Here is a 17,665-nt window from a genome sequence, read left to right on the forward strand (position 1 = left end):
AGTATTCTCCTTAGTTATAGCCCAATTTAGGACCTCTAAGTCCAATAAATTGTTGTGTTTTGTGGGTCAATTTTCCTGCTTTAGCATCACAATCAAGCTCTTTAAAAATCTCTTCTAAATGATTTTGTGTCAAATCTCTACCCCCAAGTCCGTAAATATAATTGCTTACAATTGGCTTTTTATCCATTGCATAAAGTGCTGCTACACCTTCATTAAAAAGCATTCCCATAGCACCAGCAGGCAAACTTCTATCTAAAAATGCAACAGCCTTGCAGTTTTGAAGAGCCTTGCTGAGTTGTTTATAGGGGAATGGTCGTAAAACGCGAATGCTAACAACACCTGCTTTGATGCCTTGTTCTCTTGCTTTTTGTGCAGCGATTCTTGCTGATTCCACGGTGGTTCCAAGAGCAACAATGATAACTTCTGCATCATCGGTTTGGTATTGTTCTACGACATTGTATTTCCTGCCTGTTAAAGCTTCAAATTCCTTGAAAGTTTTCTCGATAATAGGCATAGAATTCATAATGGCATTATGAAGTTGAGCTTTGTGTTCAAAATGCCAATCTTCTTCTGTTTGCGACCCATAAGTTGCGGGTTTGCTAAAGTCTAGCATCGCATTTTTTGGTTTATAATCCCCAATAAAACGATAAGCTTCCTCATCTTTAAGTGGGCGCACACTTTGAGCAGTGTGAGAGCAGATAAAACCATCTTGATGCACCATTACAGGTAGCCTCACTTCATAATCTTCAGCAATTTTAAAAGCCATAAGGTTGAAGTCATAAGCTTCTTGTGGATTGTAAGTGCAGAGATTAACCCAACCTGCATCACGTCCTAGATACATATCAGAGTGATCACCATTAACATTCAATGGGCTTGCTAGGGCTCGATTGACAACATTTAAGACAATGGGCAATCGCATACCAGCGGCTTGATAAAGCACTTCAACCATTAGCGCAAAACCTTGAGAGCTTGTTGCAGTTGCTACTCTGCCTCCTGCAGCTGCAGCACCAACACAGCCACTCATTGCAGCATGTTCTGATTCGACCATTACAAATTCGCCATCAATATAACCATTTGCAAGGAAACTTGCATAATTTTGAACAATAGGGGTTGATGGAGTGATAGGATAAGCAGAAACTACATCAATTTGTGCTTGGCGCATTGCGTGGCTTGCAGCCATATTCCCATCCCATACTTCAATTGTTTGTAATTCATAAACTGCTGCCATAATTAATCCTTTTTCTTTTCTTCTTTTGCAGGCCATTTTGCCAATGCCGCTTCGTTAGTTTCATAGTCGTTAAACATTAAAAGCGATTTTGGATTGGTGGGGCAGACATCAACGCACACACCACAGCCTTTGCAATGGACATAATCCACTCCTGTCATTTTTTCATCACGAACTAAAATGGAAGAATCGGGGCAATAAACCCAACAAAAATAGCAGTTGATACAATGTTCGTTATTATAAACGGGCTTTTCAACTCTCCAATGAGCCACACTTGCCTTATAAGAGCTATCGGGGCGATAATCTCTTTTGTCTGCGTGTTCTTGGACGATTTCATCACCTTTTGTTTCAAAAGGGAATAACACAGAGCCAATTTCAAATTCATTCCAGCCTTTATATTCCATAGTTTCCTCCTATTTCACTTCGTTGTAGGCTTTTTTGATGACTTCCATATTTGCATCAATAATTTTTTGAGGAAGTTTTTTGCCTAAGACTTTTTTAAATGATTCTAAGAAAAATTCTAACTCTAAAGTTTTAGAGACTTTGAGAAATGCTCCAAGCATTGGCGCATTTGGAATAGATTTACCAAATGCTTCTAGGGATAATCCAATGCAATCTAGCGTATAGATTTCTTTTCCATTTAACTCAGGTTTAGTTTTAAGAAATTCTTCTTTGCTTAAATGAGTTGTGATGATATATTTAGTATTTGCTTTTTCATTGGCGCAAATATCAGTGATATAAACTAATCCTGGGTCAATCACTAAAACATAATCGGGATTCATAAATTTTTCGTGATTCAAGATAGGTTGATCATCGATGCGGTTGTATGCAGTCATTGCTGCACCTCTTTTTGCAGATCCATAAAAGGCAAATGCTTGAACTTCTTTTCCTGTTCCTGCAACTACATCGGCTAAACCTTTAGCGCCCGTTACCGCACCTTGCCCTGCACGACTATGCCATCTAATCTCTAGCATGCTATCTCCTAAAATTTTATTACACCTTAAATTATAAGGGAAGCGCACTTAAAATGACTTTTAAAATTTTGGCTTAGTAAAAGAAAGATTATCTTTTTGGAAAATGATATTGAATCTTGGGCGGAGAAATTGAGTGAAAAATTTAAAAATTTCACTCCCAAACATCCTTAAATACTTTGTATAATGGAAATTGCCTCCAAAGAATCACGAGCAATCTTATCTGTATATTTTTGTAACACGCTTAAGGAAGCGTAGCCACTTAATACCCCAAAAGATTGAATATTTGCTTCTTTGGCTGCTAGGATATCTAAAGGCGTGTCTCCAATCATATAAATATGAGAATTTGAAATCCCTTTTGGCAGAGCTTCTAGCGCCTTTAAAATAGGTTCTTTATTGGGTTTTGGTTTGGTTACATTTTCTCTTCCAATGATGCAGTGGAAATATTGTAACACATTGAAGTGTTGAAGTAAATCTTTGGAATACAATCCAGTCTTGGTGGTTACAATTCCCAAATAAGCAAATTCATAAGCCTTTAGAATTGATTCTTTTGCATTTTCTAATAGAATCGTTTTTTTATTGCAGATTTGTCTGTAATGCTCTTTGTAAGCTGTGATATATTGTGGGCATTCTTTTTCTTCTATTCCAAGGGCAATGAAAATGTCTTCTAAGGTGTAGCCAATGAGTTTTTTGATGCTTTCTATATTGGGAGTATCTTTGTTAAAAGCTTTAAAAGCGGTGCAAAAGGATTCGTAAATGGCTTGAGTAGAATCAATAAGTGTCCCATCTAAATCAAACAAAACAATTTTATTTTTCATTATTTTAAGCCTTTGTTATTTTGCTGTAAAGTGGATAAATGGAATTTTATCTGTAATTACTTTAAGATACAAAAAGCTAAGATTCTAATTTTAATTTAATATTTTTGGAGTTTAATGCCTCATCGTTATGACAGAATCATCACTAAGCTTACAAGGCGTCCTTTAAGTCAAAATGAATTTTTACTCCTACTTGATGAGGTTGGTGGGCTTTTTAGTGAGAGAGAAAGTGAGTTAGAAATTATTAAAGGTTCTGGGATACCTTTGGTTTTTGCGCATGATAAAGTCTATCTTAAAACGACTTTAACTCCTATTTGCGAAGAAAGATTTTGCATTGTGGATATTGAAACTAATGGGCATAATCCTTTTGTGCATCAGCCCATTGAGATTGGGGCGATTGTGTATCAAGGAGGAAAAATTTGTGGAACTTTTCATTCTTTTGTATTTTGCGAGGAAATCCCTGAATATATCACAAAACTAACAGGAATCACATCCCCTATGCTAGAAAAAGCACCTAAGATTCATCAAGTTTTAGAAACTTTTAAATTATTTTTGGGGGATTGTGTTTTTGTGGCTCATAATGTTAGTTTTGATTATCAATTTCTAAGTAATGCACTTTATCGTTATGGTTTTGGGTATCTTTATAATCCACGACTTTGCACGATTAAACTTGCTAAAAAAACATTCACTTCTCCACGCTATTCTCTAGAATTTTTAAATGAATTTTTAGAAATTAGACATTCACCCTTACATCGCGCATTAGAAGATTCTAAAGTAGCTTTAGAAGTATTTAAAAAGTCACTTGAAAGTTTGGATAAAAAGATTTACACAAGTCATGATTTGATAAAATTTACAGAACATATAGATTAGATGGAGGAAATAATGCAAACCCAAAATTATCCTAAGAATTTTGAAGCAATTCCAAGCCCTTGTTATGTGCTAGAAGAGGACAAGTTTATTAAGAATCTGGAAATTTTAGATTCTATTCAAAAAGAAAGTGGAGCAAAGATTCTTTTGGCTCTTAAAGGTTATGCGCTTTGGAGAAGTTTTGATATTGCCAAAAAATACTTGAGTGGAATCACTGCAAGTGGGCTTTATGAAGCTAGGCTTGGTTATGAGACTTTTGGTGGTGAGATTACAACCTTTAGCCCAGCTTATAAATATGAGGAGATGCAAGAATTAGTTAAAATCTCTGATCATATTATTTTTAACTCTTTTTTGCAATGGCAGACTTTTAAGCCTCTGATTGATGAAGCAAATCAATGGCGTGAAAATAAAATACAAGTTGGTTTGCGAGTTAATCCTCAATATAGCGAAGTTACTCCTGCAATCTATAATCCTTGCATTAAAGGATCTAGACTTGGGATTACACCTAAAGAATTTAAAAAAGGAGTAAAAAAATATGGTTTAGAAGGTATTAGTGGATTGCATTTTCATACACATTGCGAACAAAATAGTGATGCGTTAAGAAGAACTTTGAAGTATTTCATTCAATATTTTGGGCGATATATTCCACAAATGCAGTGGATAAATTTTGGTGGAGGGCACCACATTACACGCAAAGATTACGATAGAGAATTGTTAGTTAAGATTATTAAAAAGTTTAAAAAACGATTTGAAGTGGAAGTGTATTTAGAGCCTGGAGAAGCGGTGGGTTGGCAATGTGGATTCTTAATTGGTAGTGTGATAGATATTGTGCATAATGGTGTTGATATTGCTATTTTAGATGTGAGTGCTACTGCACATATGCCTGATTGTCTTGAAATGCCCTATCACCCTATGGTAAGAAATAGCTATTTAGCTAAGGCTATTTCTAAAAATGGTCATTTAAAGCTTAAAGGAGAGCAAAAATATGCCTATCGCTTTGGTGGTCCAACTTGCTTAGCAGGGGATATTATTGGGGATTATAGTTTTAAAGAGCCACTAAAGCTAGGCGATAGAATCATCTTTGAAGATATGGTGCATTATACTATTGTAAAAAATAATACTTTCAATGGTGTTCCTTTGCCAAGTATTGGTATGATTGATAAAGAAGGGCGATTTAAACTTTTTAAATCTTATTCTTATGAGAATTACAAAGATAGAAATAGCTAAAAGCCATAAATAATAAAGACTAGAGTAGAATCTACCTTTTAGATTTTTTTAAAACAAAAAAGACTATAATGAAGTCTTTTTAAAGTGTGTGTAATTTAAATTACACAATGAGAAGCTTAACAATGAGTTTGTATTTAAAGTCAATATTAATGCTTCTCGAGTGAATTTAGTAAATTGCAAGGAAGTTTAACAATGAAAGGTTATGGCAAAATATTATTGGGAGCATTTTGTAGTTTGGTAATGTTTTCTGGTTGCTTTGGTGAAAAAGATTCTAAAGCACAGCAACAAACTATGGTTATTCCTGTCAATATTTATAAAGTTGCTTCAAAAGACATTCCTATTTCTTTTGAATACCCAACGCAACTTACAAGTCCCCAGAAAGTAGAAATCTATGCTAGAGTGGAGGGGACACTTTTGGAGCAGAATTTTGTAGAGGGAAATGTGGTAAAAGAAGGGCAGAAGCTTTTTAAAATTGATCCTGCAAAATATCAAGCCAATGTCAATGTTGCTAAAGCACAATTGCTTTCAGCTCAAGCAACTTTTAAAGAGGCTTCAAGAGATTGGGAGCGTTCTAAAAAACTTTTTGAGCAAAAAGCACTCAGCCCAAAAGAGCGTGATCAATCTTTATCGACTTATGAGAGCGCACAAGCAGGGGTTGCTAATGCAAAGGCAAACTTAGATAATGCGATGATTGATTTAGGCTATACTGATGTTGTTGCAACCGCAACAGGAAAGACAAGTTTGACAAACTATGATTTGGGAAATCTTGTTGGATCAGCCTCAAGTAATAACGCACTTGTTACGATTACTCAGCTTGATCCTATTAATGCAGAATTTTCAATTCCAAGCAAGGATTATTATTTTTTAAGAACGCTTAGTCGTAATAATTTAAAAGTTTCTTATATCCTACCAAGTGGAAATGCTTATAGTAAGGAAGGGAAAATAGATTTTATTGATAGTGTAGTGGATTCAAGCACGGCGACAATCAAGGCAAGAGCGGTTGTAGAAAATAAAGATTTTCTTTTGATACCTGGAGAATTTTCACGAATCAAATTAGAAGGATTAGTTGCCAAAGATACCATTGCGATTCCGCAAAATACATTACTTCAAGATTCTCAAGGAAGTTATGTTTATAAAGTGGTTGATGGCAAGGCGATTCAAACAAGAGTAGTTTTGGGACAGAGTGTGGGCAATAGTTTTTTAATTCAATCAGGATTACAAGAAGGCGATATAATTATTACTGATCAGCTTATTAAACTTCGCCCAAATGCACCTGTTAATATTATCAATAGCCAAGCACAATAAAAGGGAAAATCAATGTTTTCTAAATTTTTTATCAATCGCCCAGTTTTAGCGATGGTAATGTCTATTATTATTGTCATTGCGGGGGGATTATCTATTGCTTCGCTTGCAGTTGAGGAGTATCCGCAAGTTACACCACCGCAAGTTGTGGTTCAAGCAACTTATCCTGGTGCGAGTGCGGAAGTGATTTCTTCTAGTGTGGCTAGTATTTTAGAAAATAGCATCAATGGGGTAGAGGGAATGATTTACATGCAGTCTTCTTCTACTTCAAGTGGTAGTTTAAGCATTAATATTTATTTTACAAATGAGACAGATCCTGATCAAGCAACTATTAATGTTAATAATCGCGTCCAAGCTGTTATGAGTTCTCTACCTCAAGAAGTGCAAAGACAAGGAGTAACGGTAGATAAACGATCTTCTACTATTTTGGCAGTCTATTCACTTTTTTCTGATTCTCCTGCTCATGATACCACTTTTATTGCTAACTATGCTGCGATTAACATTTTAGAGGAATTAAAAAGGGTTCCAGGAGTGGGCGATGCAACACTTTTTAGTCGTCAAGAATATTCTATGCGGATTTGGCTCTCCCCTGATAAACTGACTAAATACAATCTAACTCCAGCAGAAGTTATTGCTCTTGTGCAAGAGCAAAATTCACAATTTGCCGCAGGATTTTTTGGTCAAGAACCTGTTAGAAAAGATTTGGATTTTACTTACACGGTAACAACTCAAGGAAGATTCACAACTCCTGAAGAATTTGGAAATATTCTAGTGCGCACAAATCCTGATGGATCTTCGCTATTGCTTAAAGATCTAGCAAGAATAGAGTTAGGAGCAGAAGATTATAGTGTGAATGCGTTTTATAATGGGCGTCCTGCTGTTGCCTTTGGATTGTTTTTACAGCCTGGAGCAAATGCTTTGAGTGTTGCTGAGGGAGTAGCAAAAAAAATAAAAGAACTCTCTCAATCTTTTCCAGAAGGGTTGCAATATGCAATTCCTTATGACACGACTTCTTTTGTTGATGTTTCGGTAAAGGAAGTAATTAAAACCTTTATTGAAGCCATAATTTTGGTTATTATTGTTATTTACTTCTTTCTGCAAAATTTTAGGGCAACTATTATCCCTGTGCTTGCGATTCCAGTCTCAATTATTGGGACTTTTGCAGGAATGTATTTGCTTGGATTTTCAATTAACCTTTTGACACTTTTTGGCTTAATTTTGGCTATTGGGATTGTGGTAGATGATGCGATTATTGTAATTGAAAATGTTGAGAGGCTTATTTCTGAAGAGAATCTTTCAGTAAAAGATGCCACCATTAAAGCAATGGAAGAAATAGCAAGTCCTGTTGTGGCAATTGTTTTGGTTTTATCAGCAGTTTTTATTCCTATTGCTTTTATTGGGGGGTTTAGTGGAGAGATTTATAAGCAGTTTGCTATTACCATTGTTATTTCTGTGGTTATTTCTGGATTTGTAGCTTTAACTCTTACCCCTGCTCTTTGTGTTTCTATTTTAAAAAAGATTGAACCTAAGCCATTTTGGATTGTAAAGAAATTTAATGATTTCTTTACTTGGCTTACGCATCAATTCACTGATAAGGTTGCCCATGCTATTAGGCGTGGAGTATTTTATGTGATTTTGTTTGTAGGATTGCTTGCGGTAACTTATGGTTTATTTACAAGAGTGCCAACTGGACTTGTTCCAGCTGAAGATAAGGGAATGCTTATTGTCTCTATGAAACTCCCACCTGCAACTGCTCTAAGCAAAACGTCAGATACGGCTTCTTTTATGGAAAGCACCATTCGAAACAATCCTAATGTAGAGGCAGTTATGGCATTGGCGGGTTATGATATGCTTTCAAGTGCGGTGAGAACCTTTGGAGGAACTGCGTTTGTAAAGCTTAAAGATTGGGATTTGCGAAAAGAAGAAAGTCAAAAATCTCAAGTATTAGCACAGAGTTTAACAGGGCAGTTAATGCAGAATCCTAATGCGGTTATTTTTGCTTTAAATCCACCTCCAATTATGGGGCTTAGCTTGACAGATGGTTTTGAGATATATATTCAAAACCGCACGGGAGGCTCAATTCAAGATTTGCAAAAATACACGCAAATGGTTTTGCAAGAAGCGCAAAAGCGCCCTGAATTAACCGGAGTAAGAACGACTTTGAGCGTGGATATTCCACAATACAATGTTAAGCTTGATAGGCAAAAAGCCAAATCACTTGGTGTGAATATTGATGATGTATTCTCTACGCTTCAAGCGACTTTTGGCTCTTATTATGTGAATGATTTTAATCTTTATGGTCGAACTTTTAAGGTAAGTATGCAATCTGAAAGTGCCTTTAGAGAATCACCGGATAATTTGCGTGATGTTTTTGTTCGATCTAATAATGGTGATTTGATACCCATTAGCTCGTTAGTTACTTTTGAGAGGATTATTGGAGCTGATGTGCTAGAGCGCTTTAATCTTTTCCCAGCAGCAAAGCTTATGGGAGATGCAGCGCAGGGTTATTCCTCAGGGGATGCGCTAAAGGCAATTGAAGAAGTTGCTAATCAAGTTTTACCCCAAGGGTATTCTATAGCGTTTTCAGGTAGCTCTTATCAGGAGAAAAATGCAGGTGGTACAGGTGCAATTGCATTTATTTTTGGATTGATTTTTGTTTTCTTGATTCTTGCAGCACAATATGAGCGGTGGTTGATGCCATTAGCAGTTTTAACAGCTGTGCCTTTTGCTGTTTTTGGTGCGATTTTGGCTACTTGGTTAAGAGGATTAAATAATGATATTTACTTTCAAATTGGACTTGTAATGCTTATTGCACTATCAGCTAAAAATGCAATTTTGATCATTGAGTTTGCAATGGAAGCAAGAGAGAAGCATGGCAAAAATATCTATGATTCTGCAGTGGAGGCAGCAAGATTGCGATTCCGTCCTATTGTGATGACTTCTTTGGCTTTCACCATAGGTGTTTTGCCACTTGTTGTAAGTAGTGGTGCAGGAGCTGCTAGTCGTCATGCTATTGGAACAGGGGTTCTTGGTGGAATGTTGGCAGCGACTTTCATTGCTACTTTTTTTATTCCTCTTTTTTATACTTATTTTGCGAGATTTGGAGAATTTCTTGGTAGTTTAAGGAAAAAGCATGAATAAGACAATATTAGTTTGGATTGGTTTGGGACTTTTGATTGGTGGTTGTTCTTTGTCTCCCAAATATGAACAACCAAAAGCAAATTTACCACAAGATTTTGGCGTGGAATATTCTAACGAAACCATTAGTCAAACTTGGTGGAAAGACTTTGGCGATGAATATCTTAATGGTATTGTTGAAGAAGCCTTAAAGAATAATTATGATCTTGCCATTGCAATGGAAAGAGTTTCTCAAGCAAGAAGTTCATGGGGATATGCAAGAAGTGATAGATACCCTTCTTTATCTGCTCAAGGTGAAGCAACAAGAAATAAGAAAAATCCAAAACAAGGAGAGTTTGACAATTATAATAATTTTTCTTTGAGCGGTATTTTGAGCTTTGAGTTAGACTTGTGGGGTAGGGCTAGAGATGCTGATAGAAGCGCTTATGCGACTTTGTTAGCTAGTAAGGCTAATCGCGATACGATTCGATTGAGTTTGATTGCTAATGTGGTAGAGAGTTATTTTGGAGTATTGACTTTAAATAATCAAGTGCAAATCTCTCAAAATACGCTTTTAAGCCGAGAAGAGAGCTATCAATATCGCAAAAAAGAATTTGAAGCTGGAAAAATTTCAGAAATTGATATGCAGCAGGCAAGATCAGAAATGGCGTCGGTTAGGGCACAACTTCAAAGTTTGCTAATGGAGAGAAATGCTGCGCAAACAGCTTTGATGATTTTGCTTGGTAGAGATCCGCAAGGAATTTTTAATGTGGCACTTCCTATGGAATCGCAAATACTTCCTAAAGCCCCTAAAGTGCCAGTTGGATTACCTTCGACGCTTTTAGAGAAAAGACCAGATATTGAAGCAGCAGAGCAGAATCTCAAAGCGGCTAATTTTTCTATTGGTGTAGCAAGGGCAGCGTATTTTCCAACCATTTCTTTAACGGGGCTTATTGGCTATGCTAGTCCAGAATTAAACGAATTATTTAGCAATTCTACTTCAACTTGGAATTATGGTGGAAATTTTGTGAGTAATGTGATTGATTTTGGGAGAACTAGCTCTAATGTGGAGCTGACAAAATCGCAATATAGAGAAATGCTACTCAATTATGGTCAGACACTTAGACAAGCTTTTGGTGAGGTAAGAGATTCGTTGTATAATCATAGTATGAGTTTTGAGCGTTTAAATAGCCTAAATGAACAAGTTGAAGCATTAAGGAGAACATTAGTGTTAGCAGAGTTGCGTTATAGGGAAGGTTATACTAATTACCTTGAGGTTTTAACAACACAAAGCAATCTTTTTGCAGCAGAGCTAACTCAGCAAAGCGCGAATCTAGAAAATCTTTCTTCAGTGATTAATGTTTATAAGGCTTTTGGTGGTGGCTGGGATAAAATCAAATATGCAGAAGAGGAATAATCAAATCCTTTTTGTGGATTTTGATTTATTTGCAACTAAAAATAACTTTTCCCCTAGCCATTTTTTCTACTTCTTTACCTGTTGGCATGACAATATCTTCTAGGCTATTAGAATCTGATTTTGCAAGAATTGCAGTGCTATGAAGTGGCATATTCTCCATTTCCGAAATTAATCCTAAAGAAATTTCTTTAATTGTGCATTGTTTGTCTAGATTTTTAGAATAATCTTGAGCAATTGTATTGGCTTTATCAAGCAGGGCTTGGTTAAGTTTTCTATCTATTTTTTCTAAATCATCTTTTTGAATGATTTTGGTGATTCTTGGAATAGGCAAAAGCAAATAATCATTGGAAGCAACCTGTTTTTGAATAAAGTCTAGGATTTTATTAAAATCTTGAGACTTTTCATCTTTAAATTCACAATTTAAGCTATAACTACTCTCAAAACCTTTTTGCTCTCTTGTATTGTTTTGATATTCATAAAAAGGGCTAATATCAAAACTTCCACCTTTACAAATCGAATTGTTTTTTAAAAAAGTGTTAATGGAGTTATAGGTTTGGATGATTTTATTTTTATTTTCTAGCGAGAGATTTTTCTCCTTATGGAGTTTCTCACTTCCAATGATTTGAATAACAGAAGAATAAGTTGTGGGAGATATTTTTGTGCGAATAGAGAGATCTTGCTTAATAAGCATTTCATTTGCATTTAAAGAGAGAGTGGCAAAAAGTAAAAGTAAAGCCTTTTTATACATGGGAATCCTTGTAATTTAAGATATTGGTATTATATCTTAAATTACAAGGATTCAAAAAGAATCCTTGCCTACTTATAACGCTTTTTTGGCGCTTTCTACAATTTTTGTAAAACTTTGTGGCTCATTCATAGCTATATCTGCTAGAATCTTACGATCTAGTGTTATCCCTGCCTTTTTTAGACCAAACATAAATCTAGAATAACTGATCGCATTGATTCTGCAAGCTGCATTAATCCTTACAATCCAAAGTTTTCTAAAGTCTCTTTTCTTTTGTTTTCTATCGCGGAAAGCATAACATAAACTTCTTTCTAATTGTTCTTTTGCTTTTCTGAAATGCTTATGTCTTGCACTATAAAATCCGCGTGCTAATTTTAAAACTTTTTTGTGGCGTCTTCTTCTAACGACACCTGTTTTTACTCTTGCCATTTTTTATTCCTTTACCATAATGTGGTGTGGTATTTCTACCAAACTTGCCCTAATTTAGGGGAATGACATACTAATGTATGAAACTTTAAATTTTTACGCCATGCAAAGCATTTTTTTAACTGATTCGCTATTGGCGCTATGAACATATTTGGGTGCATTAAGATTTGCAATTTTTCTTGGGCGCTTTTTAGTTAAGATGTGACTTTTAAAAGCTGAACCACGCTTGATAAGATTTTTTTTGAGTTTAAATCTTTTTGCGGCACCACGATTTGTTTTCATCTTTGGCATTGTTTTACTCCTTTCATAAGATAAATTATTTTTTTGGTGTTACTAACATATTAACATACCGACCTTCAATTTTATAGTCTTTGTCAATATTAGCAACATCTTCTAGCATTGCTGCAACTTTATTAAGCACTTCAAAGCCAACTTGAGGCTCACTCACTTCTCTTCCACGCAAAAATACACGGAATCGAACATGTTTATTTTCTTTTAAAAATTCTTTGGCGTGTTTAACTTTATAGTTAATATCGTTAATTGCAATTTTTACAGAAAGTTTGATTTCTTTGATTTCAATTTGTTTTTGTTTCTTTTTTGCTTCTTTTTGTCTTTTTTCTTGCTGATAACGGAATTTTCCATAATCCATAATCTTGCATACAGGAGGCTTAGCATCAGGCGCGATTAACACCAAATCCAAACCTTTGCTTTCTGCAATTTTTAATGCTTCATCAGAGCTAATTAAGCCATATTGCTCACCATCATCACCTACACAGCGAATCTCTGGAAAATCAATTTCCTCATTGAGGACTACATCAACATTTTTACTCAAAAGCTAACCTCACGCATTTTCTCCTTTGAAAATTTAATAAATTCATCAAATCCCATTGTGGATTGTTTTTTCTCCCTTCTATCTCTGATAGCTATTATTCTTTCTTTTTCTTCCTTTTCTCCTAGTACGACAATCATAGGCACTCTTTGCTTCTCGGCATTCCTAATGCGCTTATTGAGAGTTTCATTTTTGCTATCAATCTCTGCATATACATTGATATTTAAGAGTTGGTTGCGCAACTCTTTGGCATAAGATTCTTGAGCTTCTACAAGTGGAATAATAATAATCTGCGTAGGTGCGATAAAAAAGGGAAACTCACCTCCAAAATGTTCAGTTAAAATAGCAATGAATCGTTCAAAGCTCCCTAAAATAGCTCTATGAATCATCACAGGTTGTTTTGAAGAATTGCTCTCATCAGTGTATTCTAGTTTGAATCGTTCTGGCAAATTCATATCAATTTGGATAGTTCCGCATTGCCATTTTCTGCCAATTGCATCGGTGATTTTAATATCAATTTTAGGTCCATAAAATGCACCACCACCCTCATCAATTTTATAAGGAATGTTGCAAGTCTCTAAGGCATTTTTTAGAGCTTGTGTGGCTTCTTCCCAAACTTCATCGCTACCAATAGATTTTTCAGGTCGTGTGGAAATCTCCATTTCATAGCTAAAATTAAAAGAATCCATAATTTTTTTAGTAAAATCAATAATATTTTCTACTTCTGTTGCAATTTGGCTAGGGCGACAGAAAATATGAGCGTCGTCTTGCGTAAATTCTCTTACACGCAAAAGTCCGTGCAAAACTCCACTTTTTTCATGTCGATGCACAACTCCATATTCATAAAAACGCAAAGGTAAATCCCTATAACTGCGTAAAGTGCTTTGATAAACTTTGATATGTCCAACACAATTCATTGGTTTGATTCCGTATTCCACTCCATCAATTGTCGTAAAATACATATTTTCGCCATAATTACTATAGTGCCCACTCGTTTTCCATACAGCACTTTTTAGAATCTCTGGTCCCCTTACAGGCTCATAGCCTCTTTGAATCAAAGCTTTGGTTAAAAGCTTCTCAAGATTTCTGCGGAGACGCGCACCTTTGGGTAGCCAAATAGGTAATCCTGCGCCAATTTCTTCATCAAAAGTAAAAAGCTCCATTTCAGTGCCCACTTTTCTATGGTCGCGCTTTTTGGCTTCTTCCATTTGTCGTAAATACTGATTAAGACTTTCCTTATCAGCAAAAGCGATACCGTAGATTCTAACAAGCATTTCTGCTTTTTCATCACCGCCCAAATAAGCTCCAGCAATTTTAGTGAGTTTAAAGGCATTTAAGAGCTTTAAAGTAGGCAAATGAGGACCACGACAGAGATCTTCAAAGTCACCTTGTGAATAAATGCTTAATGTTCCATCACCTTGGGGGATTCTGCTAATAACAGCTTGTTTTAAATCATCACCCTTAAATTTTTCAATAGCTTCTTGGCGTGGCAAGTGGTATTTGGTGATTTGCTCACCTTTTTTAGCAATTTCTTTCATTTTAGATTCAATTTTAGCCAAATCCTCTTCGCCAATTTTGTGATTTACTCTAAAATCATAGTAAAATCCCTCTTCTACAACTGGACCTACAAAAAATTGGGCTTCTGGATAGAGAGATTTGATCGCTTCTGCCATTAAATGTGCACAAGTGTGACGCATAATAGCAAGTGAATCAGGGGAATTATCAAAATAAATTGGTTCGCCTTCTATTTTTAATTCAGAAGCAGTTTGTGTATCATAGATAGTATCGCTTGTTTTAAACCCAATAATTTGAGACATTATAGTTTGCCCTTTTAAAAAATTGGCTAGGATTATAGCAGAAAAAATAGAAAATATGGCTTAATCTATCCCAAAAAATAAAAAGCTTTTTGGGATATGAAAGTTTAGAAATTTAATTTTGGCGAATCTAAGTCGCTTTTTCTAGCAGCGAGTAAAATTAAAAGGAAAGTTGCAGCAACAAAATAGTATAAAAATGCGGGGACAGGAATTGGATCTCCAGTAGCATAAGAATGCAATCCCGAAAGATAGAAATTAACCCCAAAATAAGTCATTAAAATTGAATAAAATGCCACAACAGATAAAGAGGCAAAAATGTAGGGATTATCACCCTTTGGCAAGAATCGTGTGTGCAAAACTATAATATACACAACAATAGAAATTAATGCCCAAGTTTCTTTGGGATCCCAACCCCAATATCTTCCCCATGATTCATTTGCCCAAACTCCACCCAAGAAGTTTCCAATCGTTAGCATTGCAAGACCTAGAATCATCGCCATTTCATTGATGGTATGTAAGGTCAGAATAGTTTTGTCTATTTGGGGATATTTTTTGCTCCTAAAGATAAAAAGCCCCAAAGTGATTGCGCCAAGCATAAAGCAAAGCCCTAGGAATCCATAGCTTGCTGTGATGATAGAGACATGGATATTAAGCCAATAGGATTTTAAGACAGGGACTAGGTTACCAATTTGTGGATTCATAAAACCTAAATGTGCCACAAAAAGTGAGATTCCTGCTAAAAAGCTTGAAGTAGCTAGGGCTAGATAACTTCGTTTAAAGAAAAATACTCCAGCAAATCCTGCTGCCCAAGCGATATAAATCATTGATTCATAGGCATTACTCCAAGGTGCGTGTCCGCCCACATACCAGCGAAGTGCAAGTCCAATGGTGTGGCATAAAACTAAAAGCGCAATAAACAAATGGAGCATTTTTGTTGTTAAGATATCAGAGTTTTTATTTCTAAAGATTTGCACCAAAACAATGATAAATAAAATGATTCCTGCCAAGATATATAAAAGCGTGAGATTATCAAAGATATTATAGTGATTTAGAAAAATTTCTAAGTCAATTTTACTAGGACTTGGGAGCAAGTCAGCACCAAATTTTTGCTGCATGTGATCTAAAGCCTCAATAGCTAAATTAGCATTTTCCCAATTATTTTCAACTAAACCTTGATGAAAGCTTGCAAAATAGGCTCTAAAGAGTTTATGAATTTGTTCTCTATCTGTTTCACTAAATCCCACCATAGCTTCTGTAGGTGCATACCAAGTAGAAGTTTCTTGGCTTAAATCAGGAATAATTCTTAAAGATTGTGCAGTGTAGATGAGATAGGCAGCATTGATTCGTTCATCAACTTCAATAATATCCTTATCAAACTGATCTCTCATAGCAGGTTTTTTGCGATTGGCTTCTTCAAGCAGGTTGAGAAGTTTGTATTGGTCTTTGTGGAATGCATCATCAAAGGCAATATATTTTTGATTCTCATCTACTCCAACAAGCTTTTTAAGCTTAGGAGTTTTAATCGCAATCATTTTAACTTTTTTAAACTCATTGGGATACATCATCATTCCTAGGAATAACTGCATATTGCTAAGCCCCAAGAAATTGTCTTTTTTGGTTATTTTATGGATATATTCCATAGCAAGTGTGTCTATGGGTTTGACCCTGCCACCAAAATCTTGCACAAGAAGTTTTCCAAAGATTTTAGAATGTTGATTGGAGTTTTGCTTAAGAGTAGAAATCAAATCCAAAATACTTTCTTGTGTAATAGGGGGTAAATCTTGTTCTTGTGTGGCATTAGCATCGTTAGCATAAAGTGGTGTTTGGAGACTAAGAGCACCAAGCGCTAAAGAAGCAATAAGGGCTAGATTTTGAGCTTTGAGATAGCGACTAAGTTTATAGAAGCGACCATTTTTAGCAAAAAATGACCACAAAAGCCCTAAAGTTAGCATTGCATAGCCGATGTAAGTGGGGATTTTACCTGGGTCTCGATTCACTGATAGAATTGTTCCTTGCTCATCTTGGTCATAAGAAGACTGAAAGAATCTAAAATCGCCATAATCTAAAACATTATTCATAAAGATTCTATAAGGAGTTTCAGTTTTATCGGCTTCATCAATTACGGCTATCTCTGAAGCATAAGAAGAAGGACTCATAGAGCCTGCGTATCGTTCTAATTGAAAATCTTTTAATTCAATACTAAAAGGCAAAGTAATAGGGCGTGTTCCCCATTCTAATGCAAATTTAGCATCGCCTAAATCAAAGGGGATAGGAGTGTGATCCATAACATTTTTGACTACTTCAATAACTTCTTTGTTGTCTTGATAGCTCATTTCAACCTTTAAAATTTCTGGGCTTATTTTATCCTGCGCAGGAATGTATTCTAAGAATTTAATTTCCAAATTATCATTTCCAAAAGGCAGTTTATAATCAAATTTTTGTTGCACTAAGGGGCTGATAGTGGTTGGGAAAAAAGCGCGGTAGAATTTATCATCCATTTTAGCTAGGATAGTTAAAAATTCCTCTCGGGATTGTATGATATTGCTTTTCTCACCTTCGCGAATATGCATAACGCCCTCAAAGCCATAATAGCGAGTGATTGCAGCGCCGATAAAAATCACTACTAAAGAGGAGTGAAAAAGGAAACTCGCATATTTTTTTCGTTGCCAAGCTTTTGAAAGAATGAGTAATCCAACTAGATTTAAAACTAAAAGTAAATGCAATAAATCAAACCATTGTGCGTCATAGATTAGTGCTCTTGCAGAAGGTGTTCCATAGTCATTTTCTATGAAAGTTGCTACTGCACAAGCAGTGCCATAGCTGATTAACAAAATAAATGTAACCCAAAAATTACAAAATCCATGAATAACGCTATTAAGGAGTGTTTTTATTTGATTCATATTTGCCTTT

Annotated in this window: 15 protein-coding genes; 5 read left to right on the forward strand and 10 right to left on the reverse strand. The window is 35.5% G+C overall.

All coding sequences use genetic code 11. From position 1 onward, the window contains the following. Positions 1-10: 10 nt before the first annotated feature. The 4 genes from MKD52_RS02525 to MKD52_RS02540 form a co-directional block, all read right to left on the reverse strand. Positions 11-1,228, reverse strand: coding sequence for a 2-oxoacid:ferredoxin oxidoreductase subunit alpha (locus tag MKD52_RS02525; RefSeq protein WP_242099144.1), 1,218 nt, complete (start codon positions 1,226-1,228; stop codon positions 11-13). A 2-nt stretch (positions 1,229-1,230) separates the two neighbouring features. Next, positions 1,231-1,629 (reverse strand): 4Fe-4S dicluster-binding protein, encoded by a 399-nt coding sequence (locus MKD52_RS02530; protein ID WP_112057857.1) that lies wholly within the window; start codon positions 1,627-1,629, stop codon positions 1,231-1,233. Positions 1,630-1,638: 9 nt separating this feature from the next. Beyond that, entirely contained in the window at positions 1,639-2,199 is a 561-nt protein-coding gene (locus tag MKD52_RS02535; protein ID WP_112057858.1) for a pyruvate flavodoxin oxidoreductase subunit gamma, read from the reverse strand. Positions 2,200-2,366: 167 nt separating this feature from the next. Further along, positions 2,367-3,014: an HAD family hydrolase gene (locus MKD52_RS02540; RefSeq protein ID WP_242099145.1), complete on the reverse strand. Its 648-nt coding sequence runs from the start codon at positions 3,012-3,014 to the stop codon at positions 2,367-2,369. A 114-nt stretch (positions 3,015-3,128) separates the two neighbouring features. Between MKD52_RS02540 and MKD52_RS02545 the strand changes: the two genes are divergently transcribed. From MKD52_RS02545 to MKD52_RS02565, 5 genes are all read left to right on the forward strand, one after another. Then, positions 3,129-3,881 (forward strand): 3'-5' exonuclease, encoded by a 753-nt coding sequence (locus MKD52_RS02545; protein WP_112057860.1) that lies wholly within the window; start codon positions 3,129-3,131, stop codon positions 3,879-3,881. A 12-nt stretch (positions 3,882-3,893) separates the two neighbouring features. Continuing rightward, a complete protein-coding gene (nspC, locus tag MKD52_RS02550; RefSeq protein WP_242099146.1) occupies positions 3,894-5,105 on the forward strand; it encodes a carboxynorspermidine decarboxylase in 1,212 nt (403 codons plus the stop codon). 192 nt (positions 5,106-5,297) lie between these two features. After that, positions 5,298-6,410 carry an efflux RND transporter periplasmic adaptor subunit gene (locus MKD52_RS02555; protein WP_242099147.1) on the forward strand — a complete coding sequence of 371 codons (1,113 nt, stop codon included), beginning with the start codon at positions 5,298-5,300 and terminating at the stop codon, positions 6,408-6,410. Positions 6,411-6,422: 12 nt separating this feature from the next. Beyond that, on the forward strand, positions 6,423-9,548 hold the full coding sequence (locus tag MKD52_RS02560; protein WP_112057863.1) for a multidrug efflux RND transporter permease subunit: 3,126 nt from the start codon (positions 6,423-6,425) through the stop codon (positions 9,546-9,548). Next, positions 9,541-10,941, forward strand: coding sequence for an efflux transporter outer membrane subunit (locus tag MKD52_RS02565; protein WP_242099148.1), 1,401 nt, complete (start codon positions 9,541-9,543; stop codon positions 10,939-10,941). Before MKD52_RS02560 ends, MKD52_RS02565 begins: the two co-directional genes overlap by 8 nt. A gap of 25 nt (positions 10,942-10,966) precedes the next feature. On the opposite strand, the gene MKD52_RS02570 is transcribed toward MKD52_RS02565, so the two are convergent. The 6 genes from MKD52_RS02570 to ccsA all read right to left on the reverse strand — a co-directional run bounded on the left by MKD52_RS02570 (position 10,967) and on the right by ccsA (position 17,655). Further along, positions 10,967-11,689 (reverse strand): SIMPL domain-containing protein, encoded by a 723-nt coding sequence (locus MKD52_RS02570; RefSeq protein WP_242099149.1) that lies wholly within the window; start codon positions 11,687-11,689, stop codon positions 10,967-10,969. Between the two features lie 72 nt (positions 11,690-11,761). Next, a complete protein-coding gene (gene rplT, locus MKD52_RS02575) occupies positions 11,762-12,115 on the reverse strand; it encodes a 50S ribosomal protein L20 (RefSeq protein ID WP_006655207.1) in 354 nt (117 codons plus the stop codon). Positions 12,116-12,208: 93 nt separating this feature from the next. After that, a complete protein-coding gene (rpmI, locus tag MKD52_RS02580) occupies positions 12,209-12,403 on the reverse strand; it encodes a 50S ribosomal protein L35 (RefSeq protein ID WP_006655208.1) in 195 nt (64 codons plus the stop codon). Between the two features lie 25 nt (positions 12,404-12,428). Continuing rightward, complete coding sequence (gene infC / locus MKD52_RS02585; RefSeq protein WP_112057866.1) at positions 12,429-12,944, reverse strand: translation initiation factor IF-3; 516 nt, start codon at positions 12,942-12,944, stop codon at positions 12,429-12,431. After that, entirely contained in the window at positions 12,941-14,761 is a 1,821-nt protein-coding gene (gene thrS, locus MKD52_RS02590; RefSeq protein WP_242099898.1) for a threonine--tRNA ligase, read from the reverse strand. Before thrS ends, infC begins: the two co-directional genes overlap by 4 nt. Positions 14,762-14,862: 101 nt before the next feature. Continuing rightward, positions 14,863-17,655, reverse strand: coding sequence for a cytochrome c biogenesis protein CcsA (ccsA, locus tag MKD52_RS02595; RefSeq protein ID WP_242099150.1), 2,793 nt, complete (start codon positions 17,653-17,655; stop codon positions 14,863-14,865). Positions 17,656-17,665 lie beyond the last annotated feature (10 nt).

The organism is Helicobacter sp. CaF467b, assembly GCF_022664765.1.
In the GTDB taxonomy this organism is placed as follows: Bacteria; Campylobacterota; Campylobacteria; order Campylobacterales; family Helicobacteraceae; genus Helicobacter_D; species Helicobacter_D colisuis.

Coding starts and splice junctions, on each gene's coding strand:
- nspC (WP_242099146.1), top strand. CDS start 3,894: ATGCAAACCCAAAATTATCCTAAGAATTTTGAAGCAATTCCAAGCCCT.
- MKD52_RS02565 (WP_242099148.1), top strand. CDS start 9,541: ATGAATAAGACAATATTAGTTTGGATTGGTTTGGGACTTTTGATTGGT.
- ccsA (WP_242099150.1), bottom strand. CDS start 17,655: ATGAATCAAATAAAAACACTCCTTAATAGCGTTATTCATGGATTTTGT.
- MKD52_RS02530 (WP_112057857.1), bottom strand. CDS start 1,629: ATGGAATATAAAGGCTGGAATGAATTTGAAATTGGCTCTGTGTTATTC.
- MKD52_RS02545 (WP_112057860.1), top strand. CDS start 3,129: ATGCCTCATCGTTATGACAGAATCATCACTAAGCTTACAAGGCGTCCT.
- MKD52_RS02540 (WP_242099145.1), bottom strand. CDS start 3,014: ATGAAAAATAAAATTGTTTTGTTTGATTTAGATGGGACACTTATTGAT.
- rpmI (WP_006655208.1), bottom strand. CDS start 12,403: ATGCCAAAGATGAAAACAAATCGTGGTGCCGCAAAAAGATTTAAACTC.
- MKD52_RS02570 (WP_242099149.1), bottom strand. CDS start 11,689: ATGTATAAAAAGGCTTTACTTTTACTTTTTGCCACTCTCTCTTTAAAT.
- MKD52_RS02555 (WP_242099147.1), top strand. CDS start 5,298: ATGAAAGGTTATGGCAAAATATTATTGGGAGCATTTTGTAGTTTGGTA.
- rplT (WP_006655207.1), bottom strand. CDS start 12,115: ATGGCAAGAGTAAAAACAGGTGTCGTTAGAAGAAGACGCCACAAAAAA.
- MKD52_RS02535 (WP_112057858.1), bottom strand. CDS start 2,199: ATGCTAGAGATTAGATGGCATAGTCGTGCAGGGCAAGGTGCGGTAACG.
- MKD52_RS02525 (WP_242099144.1), bottom strand. CDS start 1,228: ATGGCAGCAGTTTATGAATTACAAACAATTGAAGTATGGGATGGGAAT.
- MKD52_RS02560 (WP_112057863.1), top strand. CDS start 6,423: ATGTTTTCTAAATTTTTTATCAATCGCCCAGTTTTAGCGATGGTAATG.